We start from the raw sequence: 19,513 nt of genomic DNA on the forward strand, positions 1-19,513 counted from the left end.
TCTTTCAGTAAGAATTCAACTCATCGGCTATGCGCTAAATTCTAAGACTTGTAGAAAGCATTGCATAAACATGGAAAATATTGCCCCAAGAAACTCAAATGCACCCAGAATGAGGTAACTAGATGGTCTTCAACTCTCTCTTTCCAAGACTTTTCATAATAATCTCATATTTTTACCTGATTCACTAAGGGTAAAATCAGTTCAGCTTGTCATTAGTATGAAAGCATCATAAAATCACCAGTGACCGAGAATATACTACATTCTTCTCCCCTCACGAGCATGGATGAGGAGGCCTTTGAAAAAGTATTTAAAACCTACTTCAAAGCCTTACATGCCTATGCTCAGGCAATTCTCAAAGATTCTGAAGCTGCTGAGGAAATCGTCCAAAGCGTATTTCTAAAGCTTTGGGAAAAACGGGAGAACTTGGAAATCAACAGTTCCCTGAAGGCATACCTCTACCGGGCTGTTTACAATGAAAGTCTGAACTACATCAACCATCAGAAAGTGAAACGCAAACATTGGGATCATACCCACTACGAAATGACTCAGGGCAATCCTGAGAATGTAGGTGATACCATCCAAGGTCAAGAAAATGAGCTGTACGATCGTTTTCAGCTGGCACTGAGCAAACTGCCGGAAAAATGCCGAATGGTGTTTCATCTGAGCAGATTTGAGGAACTGAAATATCAGGAAATAGCAAAGAGAATGGGAATTTCCATCAAAACCGTGGAAGCCCATATGGGTAAAGCATTGAAAACTTTGCGAGTAGAACTTGCCGAGTTTCTCCCATTGCTTTTATTGTTTTTGATCAATCTATGGAAATCATGAAGGAAGAACTATTGATAAAATACCTGCTTGACGAAAGCAATGTGGACGAGACCAAAGCGGTAGAAAATTGGATAGCTGCGGACGAGAAAAACCAGAAGGAATTTGATCAAATCAAGTGGGTTTGGAATTCCAGCAAGGTTCTGTTGGAAAAAAGTGAAGTAGATGAGCAAGTTGCTTGGGAAAAATTCAACAAGCTAAAAGCCCGAAAGTCAGCTTCAATTCCCAAGCAGAAGCAGCGATTCCTGGAATCAAATTGGTTCAGGGCAGCCGCTACCGTAAGCTTGATTCTTATCAGCACTTGGGTTTACACGTTTTTCCTTCCGCAATCGGGGAAAGCCTACTTTGGTTCTGTTGAACTTCAGTCAGAAAGTAGTCCTGTGGCTTATCCACTCTTGGACGGCACAGCTATAGTTTTAAATAAAAACACGCAGTTAAGCTATACGCAAAAGCTCTTTGGAAAAGAAAGAAATGTGAGTATGGACAGTGGAGAAGCCTTTTTTGAAGTAAAAAGGAATGAAGCTAAACCATTTAAAATTCGCGCAGAGCAAGTTGAAATCACCGTTTTGGGTACAAGTTTTCATGTCAAAACCAATGAAATAGCTACGGAAGTAATAGTGGTTACCGGTTCGGTAAAAGTGCAAATAGGAGAATCAGAAGAAGTCTTAAAGCCTAATGAGAAAGTCACTGTAAGCCATGAATCTGGCAAAATGACCAAGAGTATTCCTGAAAATCAGCTTTACAATTACTACGTGAGCAAACTCTTCCAGGCAGAAGGTATTCCACTGCAGGAACTAGTCTACAGTCTGAATGAAGCCTACGGGACTAATATCAAAATCCAAGGAGAGGAACTGAAAAACATGCCTATTACGACTACCTTAGAATATGGATCACTGGATCAGAACCTGGAGGTTTTGAAAGAAACACTACAGCTTAAAGTAAGCCGTACAGCTGATCAAATACTGATTGAATAAATAGAAAATTGGTTTTATACCAGTAGATTTTAAAACTCATAGACTATGCCTAATCCCTGGCATAGTCTATATTTTGTTAACTTTGAATTTCATAATCAGTCTTCAATGACGAGCTCTGTTTCATTTACTCGAGGCCTATTTTTGGGTTTGATTTTTTTGCTTTACCAATCCACTGCTTTTTCTCAGTTTTTGGAAAAAAAAATCAGTCTAAAGCCTGCTGCTGAGGACTTAAACCTCAAGCAGGTGCTGGATACACTTTCTGCTGAAAACGACTTTTATTTCTCCTACGAAAGTAGCCTGCTGGATTTGAAGCAGGAATTGAAAACACCGAACTACTCAGGCACCATCAGAAATTTTCTAGAAACGGAAATCGGCGATCAATATGAGTTCAAAGAACTGCCCGGCTACATTATCATCCGTTTTGCTCCCGAAAAATTAGACCTGGATGCAGAAATGCAAACCCGATTCAGAAGGGTAACTATCAAAGGTCAAATCACCAATATCCGCACCCAAGAAGGTGTCAATCAAGCCAGTATTTATGACAAAAACACGCTTGCATCTACCCTTACTGACGAAAATGGCTATTTCGAACTAAAATATAAGAAAGACAATTCCTCGATCTGGCTAACGCTTAGCAAAGAAAATTACAGAGATACCACCTTTTTACTGCTGCCCACTGTGGATATAGTGGCTGATCAGGAAAACAAAAGGTTTCGCTATTTACCTGGGGACAGCACCACCCAATCCATTGAGGAAAGCTTTATGGGGAGGCTATTTATTGGTTTCCGGCAGCGGCTCCAGGGTATCAATGTCGGAAGCTTTTTTGCAGAGAGTCCCTTCCAAATGTCCTTGGTGCCGGGGATCAGTTCCAAAGGTATTTTCAACAGCCAGACCATTAGTAACTTTTCCCTAAACCTTATCGGAGGTTACACTGCTGGCATTGAGGGAATGGAAATAGCCGGGATTTTCAATATCAACAAAAGGGATGTGAAATCTTTTCAGGCCGCCGGGATTTTCAATATGGTAGGCGGTGGTTCCAAAGGTTTTCAGGTAGGCGGAATCTATAATCTGGTGTACAAAAATGTGGAAGGCTTGCAGGTGGGTGGCATTTATAATCAGGTACAGGGCAATGTAAAGGGGCTACAAATCGGAGGAATTAACAACAGAGTGAAGGGCTCGGCAGATGCACAAATTGGTGGTATTTTGAACCAGGCCAGTGCTTCAGATGTCTTGCAGATAGCAGGAATCGCTAATCATAGTAGAGAAAAGGCCGGCTTTCAGCTGGCTGGGATAAGCAACAGTAGCTCAGGCGAAGTCAACCACCAAATTTCCGGAATATTCAACCGGGCAAAATCAGTGAACGGGTTTCAATTTGCGCTCATCAATGCCGCAGAGCAGAGCGACTACCCCATCGGGCTATTGAACTTTATCAAAAACGGTGAAAAGAATCTGACTTTTGCGATTGACGAATCTGGGTTTACTCACTTTGGATTCAGATCCGGAGGCCGGAAAATGTACGGGATAGTAGGTTTGGCTTACCAGCTCAGGGAGGTGGATACGCCCTACGCACTAGAGGTAGGGATGGGAATTCACTTGATTCCTTCTCGTAGGTTTTCCTTGGACACCGAGTTCGTAGCCATGACTGCCAGTGATTTTGTCGCTGTAAATAACCATATACAGTCATTTAGATTATTGCCCGGTGTAAACTTGGGCAAACACTTCAGACTATTTGCAGGACCAAGTCTTAATTTTGCTTTCCTAGATCCGGGTCAGGAAAACTTCACGGATGGTTGGAATATTTTGGAAAAAACCAATTCTACGGGAATATACAGAAGCTATGGCGGTGTGACAGGAGGCCTACAGGTGGTGTTTTAATCAGTAGTATTGGCATTGATAAAACTCATCCAAAACCTACTTTAGAAACGAAATGTACGACTGACGATCTGGGATTTACGGCGTCTTGCTGAATATCGAATGAGTAATGTTAAATGATGAATAATGAAGTTCACTAGCGGTAATCTTTCAATCTTCCACATGACTCAAATTCCTCACATCCACACTTACTTTCATGACTTGTTCACTTCCACTGTAGACTATGCCTTTCAGAGGTGTCACATCACTGAAATCCCTCCCATAGGCTACCCTGACGTGTTTATCGTTGACCAATAGATTATTAGTAGCATCAAATTCTACCCAGCCTAAATCTGGGATGAAGACGGCTATCCAAGCATGGGAAGCATCTGCTCCTATCAACTTCGGTTTACCCGGTGGAGGTAAGGTTTCTATGTAGCCACTTACATACTTTGCTGCCAAACCCAAAACTCTCAAACAAGCCAAAGAAAAATGAGCAAAATCCTGGCAAACGCCTTTTTTATGCTCAAATACCTTAACCAAAGGAGTGCTGATATCAGTAAACCCTGGAGTAAAAGCAAAATCCTTAAAAATCCTGCTGTTTAAATCCAATACTGCATCCATGATAGGGCGATTGGGAGTAAAGGATTTTAACGCATATTCCTTAATCTCTTCTATCAGTTGGACATGAGGTGATTCCAAATAATATTGGCGGGTGTCATTTGGCGCAGCTGTACTGTGCAGCCAGTTCACCACCTTTTCCCAAGCTTCTGTTTCTTCGGGTTTGGCCTTAATCCATTCCGGGCTCTTCAAGGTGACGGTACTTTTCGATTTGACTGTCAACTTCTTATGAGACCGCTCAATGGAAAAATACAAATACTTGTTTCCGAAAAAATCTGTTCGCTCTACTTCAAAACTAGGCTTTGGACTTATGTCATAGCCTGTACTATTTACAGTTTGGAAATCCAGATCTGCGGGAATCTGAAACATCAGATTATGGCAGAGTGTGGCCGGAAACTCATAAATATAGTCTGTAATATGTGTGACCTGATACTTCATATTTCAGGAATAAAGGAGCTTTGAATCATCTGATAGCCACTACCTGTGTGACTAAAGTATTTTTCATAAATAATATCCGAGGTTTGGTGCAGCAGCGCTATCACTTCATCCATCAACTGGACTAATCGCTCAAACTTTTGATGCTCCGGATGTAGGGCGCATAGCTCATCCATGTCACACAGTCTGATTTTGGTGATGGCATCTAGCAAGCTTTTTCTTTCATTACTGAAAAGCTCCTGCTCGTCCTGACTACCCAGGGTTTTTAGGTGTTTATCAATTTCTTTCAATTGAAAAACCAATGCCCTGGGGTTATCCTCGTGAAGAATCAATAGACTCAATACCCCATGCATCTCCAGGTTGGACCTGTATCTATAACGGTAAGTCACCAAACTTTCATTGCATCGCAAGGTATCCTCCATTAGCTCCTTATTTGACTCTACATCATATGATGTAGCTAACATTTCGCGGAGAATAGTGCAGTTATTAGCCGCCGATTCTATAAACCTTCCTATGTTCAACAGGTGCCAAGTTGGTTCCCGGGTCATGTTATCAATATTCAACCCATAGAAAGCCATCAGTTTCACCACCATATTATCCAAACTTTGGTAGGCTTGCATCATGTTGATACTTGATTTTTTCATGATGTGGAGTTCTTCGGAGATGCTGTCCAAAATCCTCCAGGTATCTAAGCTCAACCTATCCCGGACCGCAAAGGCATTCGACAGGAAACATTGTATGGAAAAGGCTAGACTACCGGACTTTTCTGAATCATAAACCAGAGAAAGTAATTCTCCTTCTGGATTTTTCAATTTTTCGGGTTCAGTGAATCCCGGCAAAGTATCCGTCATCACCGTAAGCGTTCTCAGCAGGGTACTGAGCACTGGATTTTCATGCAAATGGATGTCCTCATCGGCTTCATTATAAGTCAGTAGGGTCATCCGCATCAAACGTACCGTATAAGCCGCCCGCTCCAGATATCTTCCCAGCCAGAAAAGCCGCTCTCCAGTACGGCTAGGCAGTACATTTCTAACCAGTGGCTGTATTTTGATGGGTTTTGATGTAGGCAATGCAGTTTTTGCTTTGCCTAATATCCAAGTGTCTTTACTGATACCTCCAGTCTGGTTGGAAACCAAAAATGCCCCTTTCTCAGGGGAACTTCTAGACAAACCACCCGGCATGACTTTATAGCTATTGTTTTCAGAATCAGCCACCACATAACTGCGAAAAACTGCATTCCTTGCTTCTAACTTTTGATTGATCCAAGAGGGTGTGGTAGAAAACTCTACCATTTCCTGTCCCACAAACATGTATGGGCTTTGCAAAATCTCCTTCTTCAGTTTTTCAAGCTCTACCTTAGTGAGATTTCCTCCGAAAATCGACTTGTGATTGGTTCCTCTATAAATATTTCGAATGACTAAGGTTTCAATGTGATCAAAAACATAAGCCATCTCCTTGGGTTGCCCACACCACCAGGTAGCTACAGAGGGCAGTGCCAAATCTTCACCTAGCAGATACTTACAGATCTTGGGCAGAAATGCCATCAATCCAGGGTTTTCCATCACTCGACACCCTAAAGGATTGATCACCAAAACTTTTCGCTGTCGGATCGCTTCCATCAAACCCACTACTCCCAAATGAGAATCGCTTCGGAATTCCAAGGGATCGCAAAAGACATCGTCTACCCTTCGGATGATCACATCTACTTTCTCTAGCCCTTTGATCGTTTTCAGCCAAACATACCCATCACTTACCGTCAGGTCCTCACCAAAAGCCAAGGTAAAACCCATAAATGAGGAAATATAGGCATGCTCAAAGAAGGTCTCATTGGTGGGACCCGGAGAAAGAAGAACCACACGAGGGTTTTCCTTATTATTCGTGGTAAGCTGGCTAAGCGTATTTTTGAAGGTCTGATAATACGAGGTGATCTTACTGACATGATTTTCCCGGATCAAATCCGGAAAAACCCGGGTCATCGCAGCTCTGTTTTCGAAGGTATAGCCTGCTCCAGAGGGAGCGTCTGTGCGGTCATGGAGTACCCACATTTTGCCATTTGGCCCTCGGGCCAGATCAGAAGAATATTGGATCAACTGCTGCTCGCCATCCAGCTTGATGTGATGGGCCTGCCGTAGAAAACCCCTATGATTATAGACCAACTCAAAAGGTATATGACCTTCTTTGATCAGAGACTGATCTCCATATAGATCCCTCAATATCAGATTTAAAAGCTGTGTTCTCTGAATCAATCCTTTCTCTATCCCTTCCCACTCCTCGGTACTGAAAACCATAGGAACAGGATCCAAAATCCAGGGTCGGTTCATCCCGTCTGGATCTCCATAGACGTTATAGGTCACACCATTTTCTCGCAGCTGTCTACCTACTTCTTCATGAAATTGAGCCATGCGCTCAGATCCGATCTGTTCGTAGTATTTTGCGATGCGCTCCCAGTGCGGTTGGATCTTCCCTTGGTCTGTGGCCATTTCATCTAGAAACGGCGCGTTATTGAACATTTTTTCAATAAGATAAGCCTCAATCATAGCCCAAAAATCAACTAATTCCGCATCATTTTAATCAGATTTCTCTTTTTTTATATCTGCGCAGATCCATGGTATAAGGGAAATCTGGGTTGACTTCTTCGACTAGTACAGTATAATCGGTGTCAGCTTTCGTCTCGGTAATATATCTCCCAGATTGATTTTGCTCCTGAGCTAAAGGTACGGTAGGCTGGGAAATGGTATGCCCATAATCAAAAAAGCGTGAAACTCGCCTGGCTTCCGCTTCATAGCTATTTACCGGGAAGTTATCATAACTTCTTCCGCCAGGATGCACCACATGATATTGACATGCAGCCACAGATTTCTTGGTCCAGGAGTCATATAAGTCTATCACCAAGGGCGTATCTATCCCTATGGTGGGGTGCAGCGCAGAATAAGGCTGCCAAGCTCGGTAACGAATACCAGCTACAAACTCCCCTTGAACTCCTGTGTTTTTCAGTGGAATCCTGTAACCATTGCAAAGCAAAAAGTACCTAGAGTCTGTCAATCCCGAGATTTTCACCTGCAGTCTTTCCAGGGAAGAATCCACATACCTGGCTGTACCCGTACTGGACATCTCCTCTCCCAGTACATGCCAGGGCTCAATCGCCATGCGCATATCTATATGAATATCTTCTGCTTGTAGCTCCCCGATGAAAGGAAAGCGGAAGCTGAAAAATGGATCAAACCATGAAATATCAAAACCATACCCAGCACCTTTAAGATCATTTACCACCTCTTTCATATCCTTTTGACAATAGTGTGGCAGCAGGAACTTATCATGCAAAGTAGTCCCCCACCTCACCAATTTATGCTTGTAGGGCTCTTTCCAAAACCAGCTGAGCAAAGCCCGAATCAAAAGTAGCTGCACCATGCTCATTCGGAAATGAGGAGGCATATCGAAACCTCTGAATTCTAAAATCCCTAATCTACCACTACTGGAATCCGGAGAGTGCAATTTATCAATGCAAAACTCCGCTCTATGCGTATTTCCAGTAATATCCACAAGGAGATTTCTGAAAATCCTATCCACCATCCAAAAGGGAATTTCATTTTCCTTTCCCTCAGGAACCTGCTGAAAAGCCAATTCCAACTCATACAACATATCATCTCTGCCCTCATCTACTCTAGGAGCTTGACTAGTAGGCCCTATGAACTGGGTAGAGAATAGATAAGAGAGTGCAGGGTGATGCTGCCAGTAGGTAATGAAACTTCTCAGGACATCTGGCCTTCTCAATAGTGGGCTGTTTTCCGGGGAATCTCCACCTAGGGTGATGTGATTTCCTCCCCCGGTACCGGTATGCTTTCCGTCCACATTAAATTTCTCGCTGATGAGACGGGTTTCCCGCGCCTTTTCGTAAAGCGTACCGTAATTTTTCAAAACCTCCTTCCAGGATTTGGCAGGTTGAATATTCACCTCGATCACACCAGGGTCTGGTGTAATCATCATTTTTTCAATCCGTTTGTCCGCAGGAGGGTCATACCCTTCGATGAGAATAGGCATATTTAGTTTTAGAGCGGTACGCTCCACAGCTGCCACTAGGTCTAGATAATGCGCTATAAAAGAAACAGGAGGAAAGAACACAAAAAGCTTTCCTTCACGAACTTCCGTCACCAGAGAGGTCTTAAATACACGTTCAGAGTTTATGGGGTCCCTTTTTACCGGCTTCTCAGACTCAGGAAGCGCATCCACTGGGGCAAATAGATCACTCTCAGGCTTAAGGGGTTCTTCTTTGGCAGGGGTAAAAGCAATAGCGTCCAAAGGCAACCTTAACCCTGCAGGAGAATTCCCCGGAATCAAAAACATATCCTTTCGGCGGAATTCCCACCTGCAACTCATCCATCTCTGCTCGGTATATTCCCACTCCAATGGAATGGAAAATCCTACTGGCTTGTCCATGCCTTCATTGAGCAACTGAGATAGTTTCTGCCGCTCCAAAGGGGACTTCAAGTCATACTTATAAGGATCCACATTGACAGGAATATTGCCTTCCTGCCAGATAAAGTAGAAAGGGTCCTCATATAGTGGACGAATATTTTTGGGATCTATACTCAACTGCTCTACTAGCTCAGCAGCAAACTTTTTCGCATCATCTGAGGTCAATTTGTAATCTTTAGACAGGTCTGCCATCAGATGATCATGGTGCCAAAGCGGCACCCCATCTTTTCTCCAGAAACAGGCTAGTTTCCAGCGGGGCAAAGGCTCACCAGGATACCATTTTCCTTGTCCATATTGCATGAGCGCCCCTTTCCCAAATTCATCTTTGAGTTTGTGAAACAGTATATTGGCTAACTTACGCTTATGTTCACCATCAGCATCGGAGTTCCATTCCGGAGCATCTTGATTGTCCACGGCTACGAAGGTGGGTTCACCTCCCATAGTCAGCCGCACATCATTATCTACTAAATCCTGATCTACCTGATCCCCTACTGAAATGATTTTCTCCCATTGCTCATCGCTGTATGGCTTGGTCACTCGCGGAGTTTCTTTTATCCGGGTCACCTTGTTTTCGAAATGAAACTCGGTCTCAGCTGGCTCGGCCATACCGGAGATGGGAGCGGCATCCTGTGGACTAGGCGTGCAGGCCAGTGGGATATGCCCTTCTCCTGCAAACAATCCGGAGGTGGAGTCCAAGCCTATCCAACCAGCTCCCGGGACATAAACTTCTGTCCAGGCATGAAGATCTGTGAAATCAGCCTCTGGACCTGATGGTCCATCCAGAGATTTCTCGTCAGCAGTCAACTGGACCAAATAACCAGAAGCAAAACGTGAAGCCAAGCCTAAATGCCTCAAAACCTGTACAAATAGCCAGGCAAAATCACGACAAGAACCTGATCCTAAAGTCAGGGTTTCTTCGCAGGTCTGCACACCGGGCTCCATTCGCACATGATACTTCAGCTCTTGGTTGATCATGGCATTAATGGCTACCAGATAATCCACGGTGATGATATCCTTTGTGATTAGGGACTTAGCCTTTTCTACCAATTTTAGCAGAAGAGGATCTTTTTCTTTGATGTCCAAATAAGGTCCTAGTTGGATTTTGAGACTTTCCTCATATTCAAAAGGAAAAGTGGAAGCATAGTCATCCACAAAGAAATCAAAAGGATTAAGCACCACCATATCCGCAATCACTTCCACATCGATCTCGAAATACTTGACTTTCTCAGGAAAAACCACTCTGGCCAGGTAATTTCCAAATGGATCCTGCTGCCAATTGATGAAATGGTTTTCAGGCTTGATATTCAAAGAATACCCCTTGATGTGTGTGCGTGAATGTGGTGCGGGCCGAAGGCGAATCACCTGCGGGCTTAAACTAATATGCTTTTCGTAATCATACTTGGTATAATGCCGGATCGCTACTTTAATAGACATAGACTAAAAGGAAAAATTCTGGTTGATAAAAGCATCTAGTCAACAATTTTTGAAGACCAATCGGGTATTTGGGCTATTAATATGAGTTGTAATTTAAAGTAAGTCAGCTTGGATCAAAGCTTTTTGCTTAAGAAATATACCAATAGAGCAGTTTATTTAGGATATAGTACCAGTTGTATTTTTTCAAAAAATCATGAATTGGTGCAAATTCTTCTTCTGTAAGTAAACATTTCTATTTAGTTTCAATGGATGGAAAAAAACAAGAAGAAAATCCTGGTCATAGATATCGGGGGCTCAAATGTGAAAATCCTGGCTACAGGTGCTCAAGAAAGAATAAAAATACCATCTGGAGCTGATTTTAAGCCCGAAGAAATGGTAGAACTAGTTAAGGAAAATGCCTCAGATTGGGAATACGATATGATTACCATGGGTTTTCCGGGAATAGTGAAAGAAAATCGAATCATCAGTGAGCCTGTAAATCTGGGCAAAGGCTGGAATAAATTTGATTTTCAGGCCGCTTTTAACCTTCCCATCAAATTCATCAACGATGCCGCCATGCAGGCATTGGGAGGATACGAGGGTAAAAAACTGCTTTTTTTGGGATTAGGTACAGGATTGGGCACTGCTATGGTGATCCATAATACCATTCTCCCTATGGAAGGCGGACATTTGCCATTTAAGAAAAAAACTTTCGAAGAATACATCAGCAAGGAGTACCTAGCCAAAAAAGGCCCTGAACACTGGGAAAAGAATGTTCAAAAAACCATCAAAATTTTCAGAAGAATCTTCCAGCCAGATGATATCCTGCTCGGTGGTGGCAATTCGAAGTTACTGACCGAGGTTCCGGAGGACTGCAGGCTCGGAACCAACCAAAATGCATTTAAAGGTGGTTTTAAGTTTTGGGAAGAGGATTTCAAGCTTTAGAATGGAAACCTTTATTCTCATTTTTTGAAGTACCTGCTGGAATTGATATCTGAACACCATTCAAAACAAACCTATACCCAATCTAATCCCTATGAAAAAGCTATTTCTTGCTGCCTATGCAGTAATAATTTTTCTCGGCAGCTGCGATACCAAGCAAGATACTACGAAGGATTTACTAGTCACTAGTCAAGTCAAAGCTAGAATTGATTCTACCCTATCGAGTTTTGTAGAAAGTGGAAATTTAGCTGGAGTCTCGGCATTGATCTACGAAAAAAACCAAGAGGTTTATTACAATGCTTATGGCTATGCTGATCGGGAGAATCAGATCAAAATGGACAGAAACACGATTGTGCAGATCTATTCCATGACCAAACCGATTACAGGTACCGCACTGATGACGCTTTATGAGGAAGGAAAATTCCAGTTGGATGATCCCCTTTCAAAGTATGCTCCTGAATTCGTAGATATGAAAGTATATGACGGTGTAGATGAAAATGGAGAACTCAAACTGGTAGCTGCTGAAAGACCCGTAACTATTCGTGATATCACACGTCATACTGCAGGCTTTCCCAATCGGGCTGATATTCCGGGCTTAAGTGCTATTTTGGAAGAAAAAGATCCACGAAGTTTTGAAATTGATTTGAACGAAATGGCCAGGAGAATCGGGGAAATTCCTCTTTGGTTTCAGCCAGGCACACAGTGGGAATATGGACAATCCGTAGATGTACAGGCATTTTTGGTAGAGCGAATTGCTGGAATTCCTTATAAAGAGTATGTTCAAACTCATGTTTTAGATCCTTTGGGTATGGATCAAACCCGGTATTTTGTCCCAGAAGAAGATAGAGCTAGAATGTCTTCCTCGTACAGAAGAACTGGTGAAGGTCAATTGGATCAAATGCCAGATGAGGAAGCACATGATTTCAATATCAACGAATATCCGTTGACACCTGGGGGTTTTGGTTTGACTTCCACGCTAGACGATTACATGACATTTGCCAGAATGCTGGTAAATAAAGGGGAGTTTGATGGAGTCAGAGTCCTCAAGCCCGAAACGGTAGAACTCATGAGCACCAATCATCTTCCGGATTCCGTGACAGAGCGATCTTGGCTTCCCACTAAAGGCAATGTAGGGTTCGGAATTGATTTCGCAGTACGAGTAGCTCCGCCTAAAAGTGCTGAAGAGATGAATGGCATCGTAGGGGAATTCTTTTGGGATGGAGCCGCCAGCACACTTTTCTGGGTAGATCCAGTCAATGAAATCACTGCGGTGCTTTTCGTTCAGCTCTTTCCTTACGATCAGATTAAGCTTCACAAAAAGTTTAAAGATGCTGTTTATGGCAAATACCAGCCTGCAGTATCCACAAACTGATTAAGAATATATTGATAATTGAGTAGTTGCCAGAAAAATTTAAGGATGGCATTTGTCCGAAGAAAGGATTGAATTTTACTTTAAATTTTTGATGAAAGTTGCCGAAACCTGATCAAGTTCAATCAAAAAATCGCCCTTTACATTTAATTTTTGAATAGCACCCAGGTTTTTAGTAATCGCATCTATTAAAACTGAGTTTGAAATATTGCCAAGATTAACTTTCACTAATTTTTTTGGCGTATTGCTGATGAGTTTACTGTTCTTAAAATCAGCATCCTTGGATATCACTATAAAGTCATTCGTGTCGGCATAGGCACAAATTGCTCCATCCTTAGTGAACCATCTATCTAAGATTTCATTAACATGAACTGTTTCAAATTCCAAAGATCTGAGATGATTAACTATTTTATACGATATATGAACATCACAGAGAAATTTCATCAAGCCACATCCATGATGTTATTTCCCGAAAGAGAAAGTTTGGCGTACTGCAGGCAGGCTAATATATCTTGTCTTTCCAATTCAGGATGATCATCTAAAATTTCTTCCACACTCATGCCAGTACCCAGCATGTCTAAAATCACCTCAACTGGCCACCTCATGCCTCGTACACAGGGTTTCCCATGACATATCTCGGCATCTATCGTAATTCTATTTAGTAAGTTCATCCTCAAAGAGTTTGATTTTCTCAAATTTAAAGAATTTATCGTGTTTTAAAGTTTCTCCACTTTCAGATTAATTTCTTCTGAACAGAACCAATAGCGGTTAGGATACTCTCCACGTCCATCGTTCGTGTCATCACGAACGATAAAAAAATCCAGCTTATATTTCATTAACTTTGCGCTAAGCAGAACCAATTTCAATCGAAATAATGTTCTGCAATTCATTGTAACCTAATGGACCTTGAATCCATTAATCATTACACCATATGAAAGAAAGACCAAGAGTAGTAGTCGGCCTCTCCGGAGGGGTCGATAGTTCCGTCGCCGCTCACTTACTCATCGAGCAAGGCTACGAAGTCATCGGGATGTTTATGAAAAACTGGCACGATGAATCTGTTACCATTTCTAACGAATGCCCTTGGATGGAAGATTCCACCGATGCCATGCTGGTGGCAGAGAAACTTGGGATTCCTTTTCAGGCTATAGATCTCAGTGAAGAATACCGAGAAAGAATTGTAAACTACATGTTTTCGGAGTATGAGGCCGGCAGAACGCCCAATCCGGATATTCTTTGTAACCGGGAAATCAAATTTGATATTTTTCTGAAAGCTGCAGAAAAGCTAAAAGCAGATTTTGTGGCAACAGGTCACTACTGCCAAAAAGGTGAAATCATGGGAGCTGATGGCAAAACTGCCTATCAGATGCTTGCGGGAGCTGACCCAAACAAGGATCAGAGTTACTTCTTATGCCAATTGAACCAAAGTCAGTTAGCAAAAGCCCTGTTCCCAATCGGGCATTTGCAGAAACCTGAAGTACGGGCCAAAGCAAAGGAAATGGACTTGATCACAGCCGACAAAAAAGATAGTCAGGGACTTTGCTTTATCGGAAAAGTTAGACTTCCGGATTTCTTACAGCAGCAGCTGAAGCCGAAAAAAGGTAAAATCATCCAAATTCCTGAAGAGCTTCCTATCTACCAAAAACAACAGGTTCCTGCGGGAATTGCTCCAGAAGATTACGATCAGGAGACTTTGGATGCTATTTCTCTTCCTACTCACTATACCGCTGATCAGGGAAAAGTGCTGGGCGAACATAACGGTGCACACTATTTCACTGTAGGCCAAAGAAAAGGGCTTCATGTAGGAGGAACTGGAAAACCGCTATTTGTAATTTCTACAGACACTCAAGAAAATGTGATATACACAGGTTTAGGAGAAACTCACCCTGGGTTACTCAGAAATGGACTTTTTGTGAAAAATCAAGATGTTCATTGGATCCGGGAAGACTTAACCCTAAATGTGGGAGAGACCAGAAAATACGAAGCTCGCATCAGATACCGACAGCCACTCAGCGGAGCGACCCTGATCCAGAAAGAAAATGGGCTCTACGTTATCTTCGATCAAGCTCAAAAAGGAGTGGCTTCCGGTCAATTCGTCGCTTGGTACGATGGTGAGGAATGTATAGGTTCGGGGACGATATTTTAGGATTTACGATTTACGATTTACGATTTACGATTTACGGGGCTAGTGGTAATTGAAAACTTTGGTTCAATTCCCTAGCCTCTTTTTACTACATTATTGATTTCAAATCCACCAACATCAAATTCTCCCAGTGTTAGAAATTCTCTTCGAAGACGAATACCTCATCGCCATCAACAAACCCTCAGGTTTGCTGGTGCATAGAACTTCCATTGCAGCAGAGGAGACGGTTTTTGCTTTACAGATGCTGCGTGATCAGATTGGTCAGCACGTTTCTCCGGTGCATCGCTTAGACAGACCGACGAGTGGTGTTTTGCTTTTCTCTAAGAAGGAAGAAATCCTGCCCCTACTCAAGGAGCAATTTGCTGAGCGATCCGTGAAGAAAACGTATTTGGCGATCGTTCGTGGAATTCCGACTGTAAAAGCAGGAATGATTGATTACCCGCTTAAAAGTGAGCGATCTGGAAGACTACAGGAAGCTCAGACCTAATATAGCGTGCTGGCTGAGGCAGAAATCCCTTTTGATACCACTGGAAGATATCCTACCAGTAGATATAGTTTGCTGGAGGTAAAACCAGAAACAGGCCGGACTCATCAGATAAGAAGGCATTTAGCTCATTTGAGACATTATATTATTGGGGACAAAAAGCATGGGGACAATAAACAAAACCAGTTTTTCGAAAAGCAATTTGGAATGGAAAACCTGCTTTTACACGCAAAGACATTGCGTTTTTCTCACCCCATAGGTAAAGAAGAAATCTTAGTTGAAGCTAGTTTACCTAACCATTTTCAAGAAACCATAGTCAAACTAGGTTGGGAAAAGCTCCATTTACAGGATTAAAGTCGGCACTTTACCAAATTTGAATTACTTTAGAATGAATAATTGAACATCCCTATGAAAAAATCACTTGTAGGCCTTGGCCTATTGCTGTCGGTGACCTTTGTTGCCGAAGCACAGAAGAAGAAAATCGAAAAGAAATTTGATGAAAAATCGGCAATTGCTGACTTAACATATCTGACTTCGGATGAACTAAAAGGACGCGATCCTTCCTATCCTGAGATGGAAATGGCCTATAATTACATATCCATGCAGTTGGAAGAGGCTGGAGCAAAGCCATTGCCTGGTGCAGATGGATATTTTCAAAACATCCCTTTCAGACTTTCTACCCCCCCTTCCAAAGGACAGATTAGCATTGAAGACTCCGTTTATTCTCAAGGAGTTAACCTGTTGGTATTAGATGGTGAAGCCCTGAGTGGTTCCTTTGAATTGGTGGATGTGGGTTTTGGCCTGGAATCAGATTTTGAAGGAAAAGACCTTAAAGGTAAGATCGCGGTAAGCAGCGTAGGAGCTCCCAATAAAATGAGCCCGGCAGATCTTTTTTCCTTGGGTAGAGAAAAAACTGCAAATGCCAAAAAGGCTGGGGCCATCGCGGTAATCGAACGCTTTAATATTCCATCTATTCCTTGGCAGCTGGTCTCCAACTACCTCAATCGACCACAGATGGGTGTGGACAATGGCGAATCCAGCAAGCTCCCTTATATCTGGGTGAAAGACTTGGCAAACGCACTTCCCAAGGTAATTGCCACAGGAGATACACCAAAAGCCAAACTTGAAATCGAAGGAAAAAACAATACTTTGATCGAAGGAAAAAACATTCTGGCCTACATAGAGGGAACAGACAAAAACCTAAAAGACGAGTACGTGATGCTTTCTGCCCACTACGACCACGTAGGAATTGGTCGTCCGGATGCAGAAGGTGACTCTATTTACAATGGAGCACGGGATAATGCCGTGGGTACAGTAGCCGTGATCAATGCTGCGAAGTTTTTTGCCAATAAACGTCCAAAACGCTCCGTACTATTGGCACTTTGGACAGCTGAAGAAAAGGGCCTGCTAGGAAGTAAGTATTTCGCTTCCAACCCTTTAATCCCGCTAAATCAGATTGTATATAACCTTAATATTGATGGTGCAGGGTATAACGACACTTCTATTATTACTGTGATCGGTTTGGGTAGAACTACTGCGGACAACCTGGTGGCTGAGGCAGTGGCAGAATTTGGATTAGAAGCTGTAGAAGACCCTGCACCTGAGCAAGGGCTTTATGATAGATCAGATAATGTGAGCTTTGCCGTTCATGGCATACCTGCACCTACTTTCAGCTTAGGCTTCACGGCATTTGATGATGAGATCAATAAGTACTATCACAAAGCCGGAGATGAAGTAGATTCCCTTGATCTGGATTACGTGACGTTGTATTGGAAATCCTACATCCTAGCTGCGCAAAATATCGCCAACTCCGCAGATCAGCCAATGTGGGTTGCCGGTGATAAATATGAAGAAGCAGGGAAAAAGCTTTATGGGGATAAATAAGTCTTTTGGCTTGTAAGTCATAATTTTTGCAAAAAAGCGAGAGGTGGTAAGTTGGGTTCTGATGAATTCAATTTACCACCTCTTTTAATAGATTATAGACTGTTTTACGGATCGTGCCGTTGGCACTCTGGAAAATCTCCGACTAATTTAGAACCCAGAATTTTATTCTGGGCTGATACAGATTGTGCCTTCAGCACAAGACGAACCCCAAATCTTTATTGCATTTTTCACATTCATCTATGGCTCATTTTGATTCTGGAAAATTGCCAAAGGCAATTCCAGCAAAAACCCCGAATACAGCCAAGCGAAATTCGGGGTTTATCAGATCAAAATAGGATTAGGAGTGCCAAAGGCACGATCGGTAAATAGAAATAGATATCCTCCTACTTCTCCCAATTAATACTAAAAATTATAGTTATCTAATTCTCTTTCAGATTGTTAACCTTCTCAAAAAGGTCTTTGAAAGGAAAGGCAGGAGGAACTAGTCTCCATACCTCAAGGCTCGAATTGTCTTGGAACCATAGATCCTTATCTAAACCAAGTTAGCTTTTGCTGTGAAAGTAAAGTTTTGGTTCAATTTCATTTAATTCCTGGTCAGCTAACCTATCATCCAAATAGTTAACAAACTGTTGAAATTCTATATACGATTTGAACTCTTTTATTTCTTTTAGCCAACTCATACCTTTCATTTCTTGGTTCGAGACTCTTGATTCTCGAATCTTATGTCTTACGTCTAACTTCTTACTACTCAAAAATATTACCCAAACAACATCCCTGCAATCGTAGCAGTCATCAAACAAGCAAGTGAAGCAGCAAGCAGTGACTTTAGTCCTAAACGGCTAATATTTGCCTGCTGGTTTGGAGCGATAATGGCGATTCCTCCCAGCTGAATTGCAATAGAACTGAAGTTAGAAAAACCACAAAGTGCATAAGTTGCGATCACCACAGATTTGGCGCTTAGACTACCTATTTCCTTCATTTCGGAAAGACTGAGGTAAGCCACAAATTCGTTGATCACCGTTTTTTGTCCCAGAAGTGACCCTACCTGTAAAGCATCTGCCCACTCCACCCCTATCACCCAAGCAAATACGCGGAACACCTGCCCAAAAATATATTCCAAGGAAAAGCCCTGAAACTGTCCTCCGGTACTGCTGACTACAAAACCATTCAGACCGGTAAATTCTCCGAAAACTCCCATCAACAGATAATTGACTGCAGATATTACAGCGATAAATGCCAGCAGCATAGCGCCAACATTTAGCGCTAATTTCAACCCTTCTGATGCTCCGATGGACATCGCATCGATGAGGTTCACTCCCATCGCCTCCTCATTCACTTCCAGCTTATCCTGAACCAATTCCTTTTCCACTTCAGGAATAAACATCTTGGACATCACGATTGCCGCTGGGGCATTCATAATACTTGCTCCCAATAAATAGGCTGCAAATTTACTTTGCTCCTCCAAACTATCTCCGCCCAAAAAAGCCACATAACCTGCCAAAACACCCCCAGCAATCGTAGCCATGCCTCCGGTCATCAGACACATCAATTCGGATTTACTCATTTGCGGGATAAAAGGCCTTACTAGCAATGGTGCCTCAGTTTGGCCCAAAAATATATTTCCAGCTGCTGACAAGCTCTCCGGGCCGGACAATCTCATCGTTCTTGCCATCACCCAGGCAATGCCGAAAACCACTTTCTGCAATATTCCAAGGTAGTACAAACCAGCTGAAACCGTGGAAAAGAAAATGATTGTGGGAAGTACCTGAAAGGCGAAAATAAACCCAAAGCTATCACCGGCTAGATCCCCAAAAATAAACTCTGCACCGTCACGGCTAAAGCTCAGGAACTTCACAAAACCACGGCTAACAGATGCAAATCCACTTTCTACTATAGGTACCTGGGTGATTAAAATGCCAAATACTAATTGCAGAAGTATCCCAATTCCTACTAACCTCCAGTCTATTTTTCTTCTGTTAGATGAAAAAAGAAAAGCCACCAAAACGATGACGGCCAGTCCAAAAACTCCTCTTAAATAATCCATTCAGTAATAGTTGCAGCTAAGGCCTAAAAATAAGGAACGCTGGTTCATAAAACAA

At 42.5% G+C, this 19,513-nt stretch carries 13 protein-coding genes and 1 pseudogene; 8 read left to right on the top strand and 6 right to left on the bottom strand.

The features are described 5' to 3' along the window. Positions 1-240: 240 nt before the first annotated feature. From PBT90_RS09255 to PBT90_RS09265, 3 genes are all read left to right on the top strand, one after another. Positions 241-828: an RNA polymerase sigma-70 factor gene (locus PBT90_RS09255; protein ID WP_264810120.1), complete on the top strand. Its 588-nt coding sequence runs from the start codon at positions 241-243 to the stop codon at positions 826-828. After that, positions 825-1,799: a FecR family protein gene (locus tag PBT90_RS09260; protein WP_264810121.1), complete on the top strand. Its 975-nt coding sequence runs from the start codon at positions 825-827 to the stop codon at positions 1,797-1,799. Before PBT90_RS09255 ends, PBT90_RS09260 begins: the two co-directional genes overlap by 4 nt. A 105-nt stretch (positions 1,800-1,904) precedes the next feature. Next, on the top strand, positions 1,905-3,674 hold the full coding sequence (locus PBT90_RS09265) for a carboxypeptidase-like regulatory domain-containing protein (protein ID WP_264810122.1): 1,770 nt from the start codon (positions 1,905-1,907) through the stop codon (positions 3,672-3,674). A gap of 147 nt (positions 3,675-3,821) precedes the next feature. Here PBT90_RS09265 and PBT90_RS09270 read toward each other — a convergent pair whose 3' ends face one another. The 3 genes from PBT90_RS09270 to PBT90_RS09280 form a co-directional block, all read right to left on the bottom strand. Further along, positions 3,822-4,709 carry a transglutaminase family protein gene (locus PBT90_RS09270; protein ID WP_264810123.1) on the bottom strand — a complete coding sequence of 296 codons (888 nt, stop codon included), beginning with the start codon at positions 4,707-4,709 and terminating at the stop codon, positions 3,822-3,824. Next, positions 4,706-7,216: a circularly permuted type 2 ATP-grasp protein gene (locus PBT90_RS09275; RefSeq protein WP_264810125.1), complete on the bottom strand. Its 2,511-nt coding sequence runs from the start codon at positions 7,214-7,216 to the stop codon at positions 4,706-4,708. The genes PBT90_RS09270 and PBT90_RS09275 overlap by 4 nt, the downstream gene beginning before the upstream one ends. A 61-nt stretch (positions 7,217-7,277) precedes the next feature. Beyond that, a complete protein-coding gene (locus tag PBT90_RS09280; protein ID WP_264810126.1) occupies positions 7,278-10,613 on the bottom strand; it encodes a transglutaminase family protein in 3,336 nt (1,111 codons plus the stop codon). 249 nt (positions 10,614-10,862) lie between these two features. Between PBT90_RS09280 and PBT90_RS09285 the strand changes: the two genes are divergently transcribed. Both PBT90_RS09285 and PBT90_RS09290 read left to right on the top strand, forming a co-directional pair. Beyond that, complete coding sequence (locus tag PBT90_RS09285; RefSeq protein ID WP_264810128.1) at positions 10,863-11,537, top strand: ROK family protein; 675 nt, start codon at positions 10,863-10,865, stop codon at positions 11,535-11,537. 91 nt (positions 11,538-11,628) lie between these two features. Then, on the top strand, positions 11,629-12,906 hold the full coding sequence (locus PBT90_RS09290) for a serine hydrolase domain-containing protein (protein ID WP_264810131.1): 1,278 nt from the start codon (positions 11,629-11,631) through the stop codon (positions 12,904-12,906). Between the two features lie 75 nt (positions 12,907-12,981). Here the strand turns inward: PBT90_RS09290 and PBT90_RS09295 are convergent, their stop codons facing one another. Together PBT90_RS09295 and PBT90_RS09300 are read right to left on the bottom strand one after the other, a co-directional pair. Continuing rightward, positions 12,982-13,347 (bottom strand): DUF5615 family PIN-like protein, encoded by a 366-nt coding sequence (locus tag PBT90_RS09295; RefSeq protein ID WP_264811430.1) that lies wholly within the window; start codon positions 13,345-13,347, stop codon positions 12,982-12,984. Beyond that, on the bottom strand, positions 13,347-13,574 hold the full coding sequence (locus tag PBT90_RS09300) for a DUF433 domain-containing protein (protein ID WP_264810132.1): 228 nt from the start codon (positions 13,572-13,574) through the stop codon (positions 13,347-13,349). The genes PBT90_RS09295 and PBT90_RS09300 overlap by 1 nt, the downstream gene beginning before the upstream one ends. A gap of 260 nt (positions 13,575-13,834) precedes the next feature. Here PBT90_RS09300 and mnmA point away from each other — a divergent pair, with 260 nt between their 5' ends. The 3 genes and pseudogenes from mnmA (at position 13,835) to PBT90_RS09315 (ending at position 17,414) form a co-directional block, all read left to right on the top strand. After that, entirely contained in the window at positions 13,835-15,049 is a 1,215-nt protein-coding gene (gene mnmA, locus PBT90_RS09305) for a tRNA 2-thiouridine(34) synthase MnmA (RefSeq protein ID WP_264810133.1), read from the top strand. Between the two features lie 190 nt (positions 15,050-15,239). Further along, positions 15,240-15,884 (top strand): annotated as a pseudogene (locus tag PBT90_RS09310) (pseudouridine synthase). Positions 15,885-15,938: 54 nt separating this feature from the next. Then, positions 15,939-17,414 carry a M28 family peptidase gene (locus tag PBT90_RS09315; RefSeq protein WP_264810135.1) on the top strand — a complete coding sequence of 492 codons (1,476 nt, stop codon included), beginning with the start codon at positions 15,939-15,941 and terminating at the stop codon, positions 17,412-17,414. Between the two features lie 757 nt (positions 17,415-18,171). On the opposite strand, the gene PBT90_RS09320 is transcribed toward PBT90_RS09315, so the two are convergent. Then, complete coding sequence (locus PBT90_RS09320; protein ID WP_270132874.1) at positions 18,172-19,458, bottom strand: NupC/NupG family nucleoside CNT transporter; 1,287 nt, start codon at positions 19,456-19,458, stop codon at positions 18,172-18,174. Positions 19,459-19,513 lie beyond the last annotated feature (55 nt).

The organism is Algoriphagus sp. TR-M9, assembly GCF_027594545.1.
GTDB lineage: Bacteria > Bacteroidota > Bacteroidia > Cytophagales > Cyclobacteriaceae > Algoriphagus > Algoriphagus halophytocola.

Coding starts and splice junctions, on each gene's coding strand:
- PBT90_RS09260 (WP_264810121.1), top strand. CDS start 825: ATGAAGGAAGAACTATTGATAAAATACCTGCTTGACGAAAGCAATGTG.
- mnmA (WP_264810133.1), top strand. CDS start 13,835: ATGAAAGAAAGACCAAGAGTAGTAGTCGGCCTCTCCGGAGGGGTCGAT.
- PBT90_RS09290 (WP_264810131.1), top strand. CDS start 11,629: ATGAAAAAGCTATTTCTTGCTGCCTATGCAGTAATAATTTTTCTCGGC.
- PBT90_RS09270 (WP_264810123.1), bottom strand. CDS start 4,709: ATGAAGTATCAGGTCACACATATTACAGACTATATTTATGAGTTTCCG.
- PBT90_RS09295 (WP_264811430.1), bottom strand. CDS start 13,347: ATGAAATTTCTCTGTGATGTTCATATATCGTATAAAATAGTTAATCAT.
- PBT90_RS09265 (WP_264810122.1), top strand. CDS start 1,905: ATGACGAGCTCTGTTTCATTTACTCGAGGCCTATTTTTGGGTTTGATT.
- PBT90_RS09315 (WP_264810135.1), top strand. CDS start 15,939: ATGAAAAAATCACTTGTAGGCCTTGGCCTATTGCTGTCGGTGACCTTT.
- PBT90_RS09285 (WP_264810128.1), top strand. CDS start 10,863: ATGGAAAAAAACAAGAAGAAAATCCTGGTCATAGATATCGGGGGCTCA.
- PBT90_RS09300 (WP_264810132.1), bottom strand. CDS start 13,574: ATGAACTTACTAAATAGAATTACGATAGATGCCGAGATATGTCATGGG.
- PBT90_RS09275 (WP_264810125.1), bottom strand. CDS start 7,216: ATGTTCAATAACGCGCCGTTTCTAGATGAAATGGCCACAGACCAAGGG.
- PBT90_RS09280 (WP_264810126.1), bottom strand. CDS start 10,613: ATGTCTATTAAAGTAGCGATCCGGCATTATACCAAGTATGATTACGAA.
- PBT90_RS09320 (WP_270132874.1), bottom strand. CDS start 19,458: ATGGATTATTTAAGAGGAGTTTTTGGACTGGCCGTCATCGTTTTGGTG.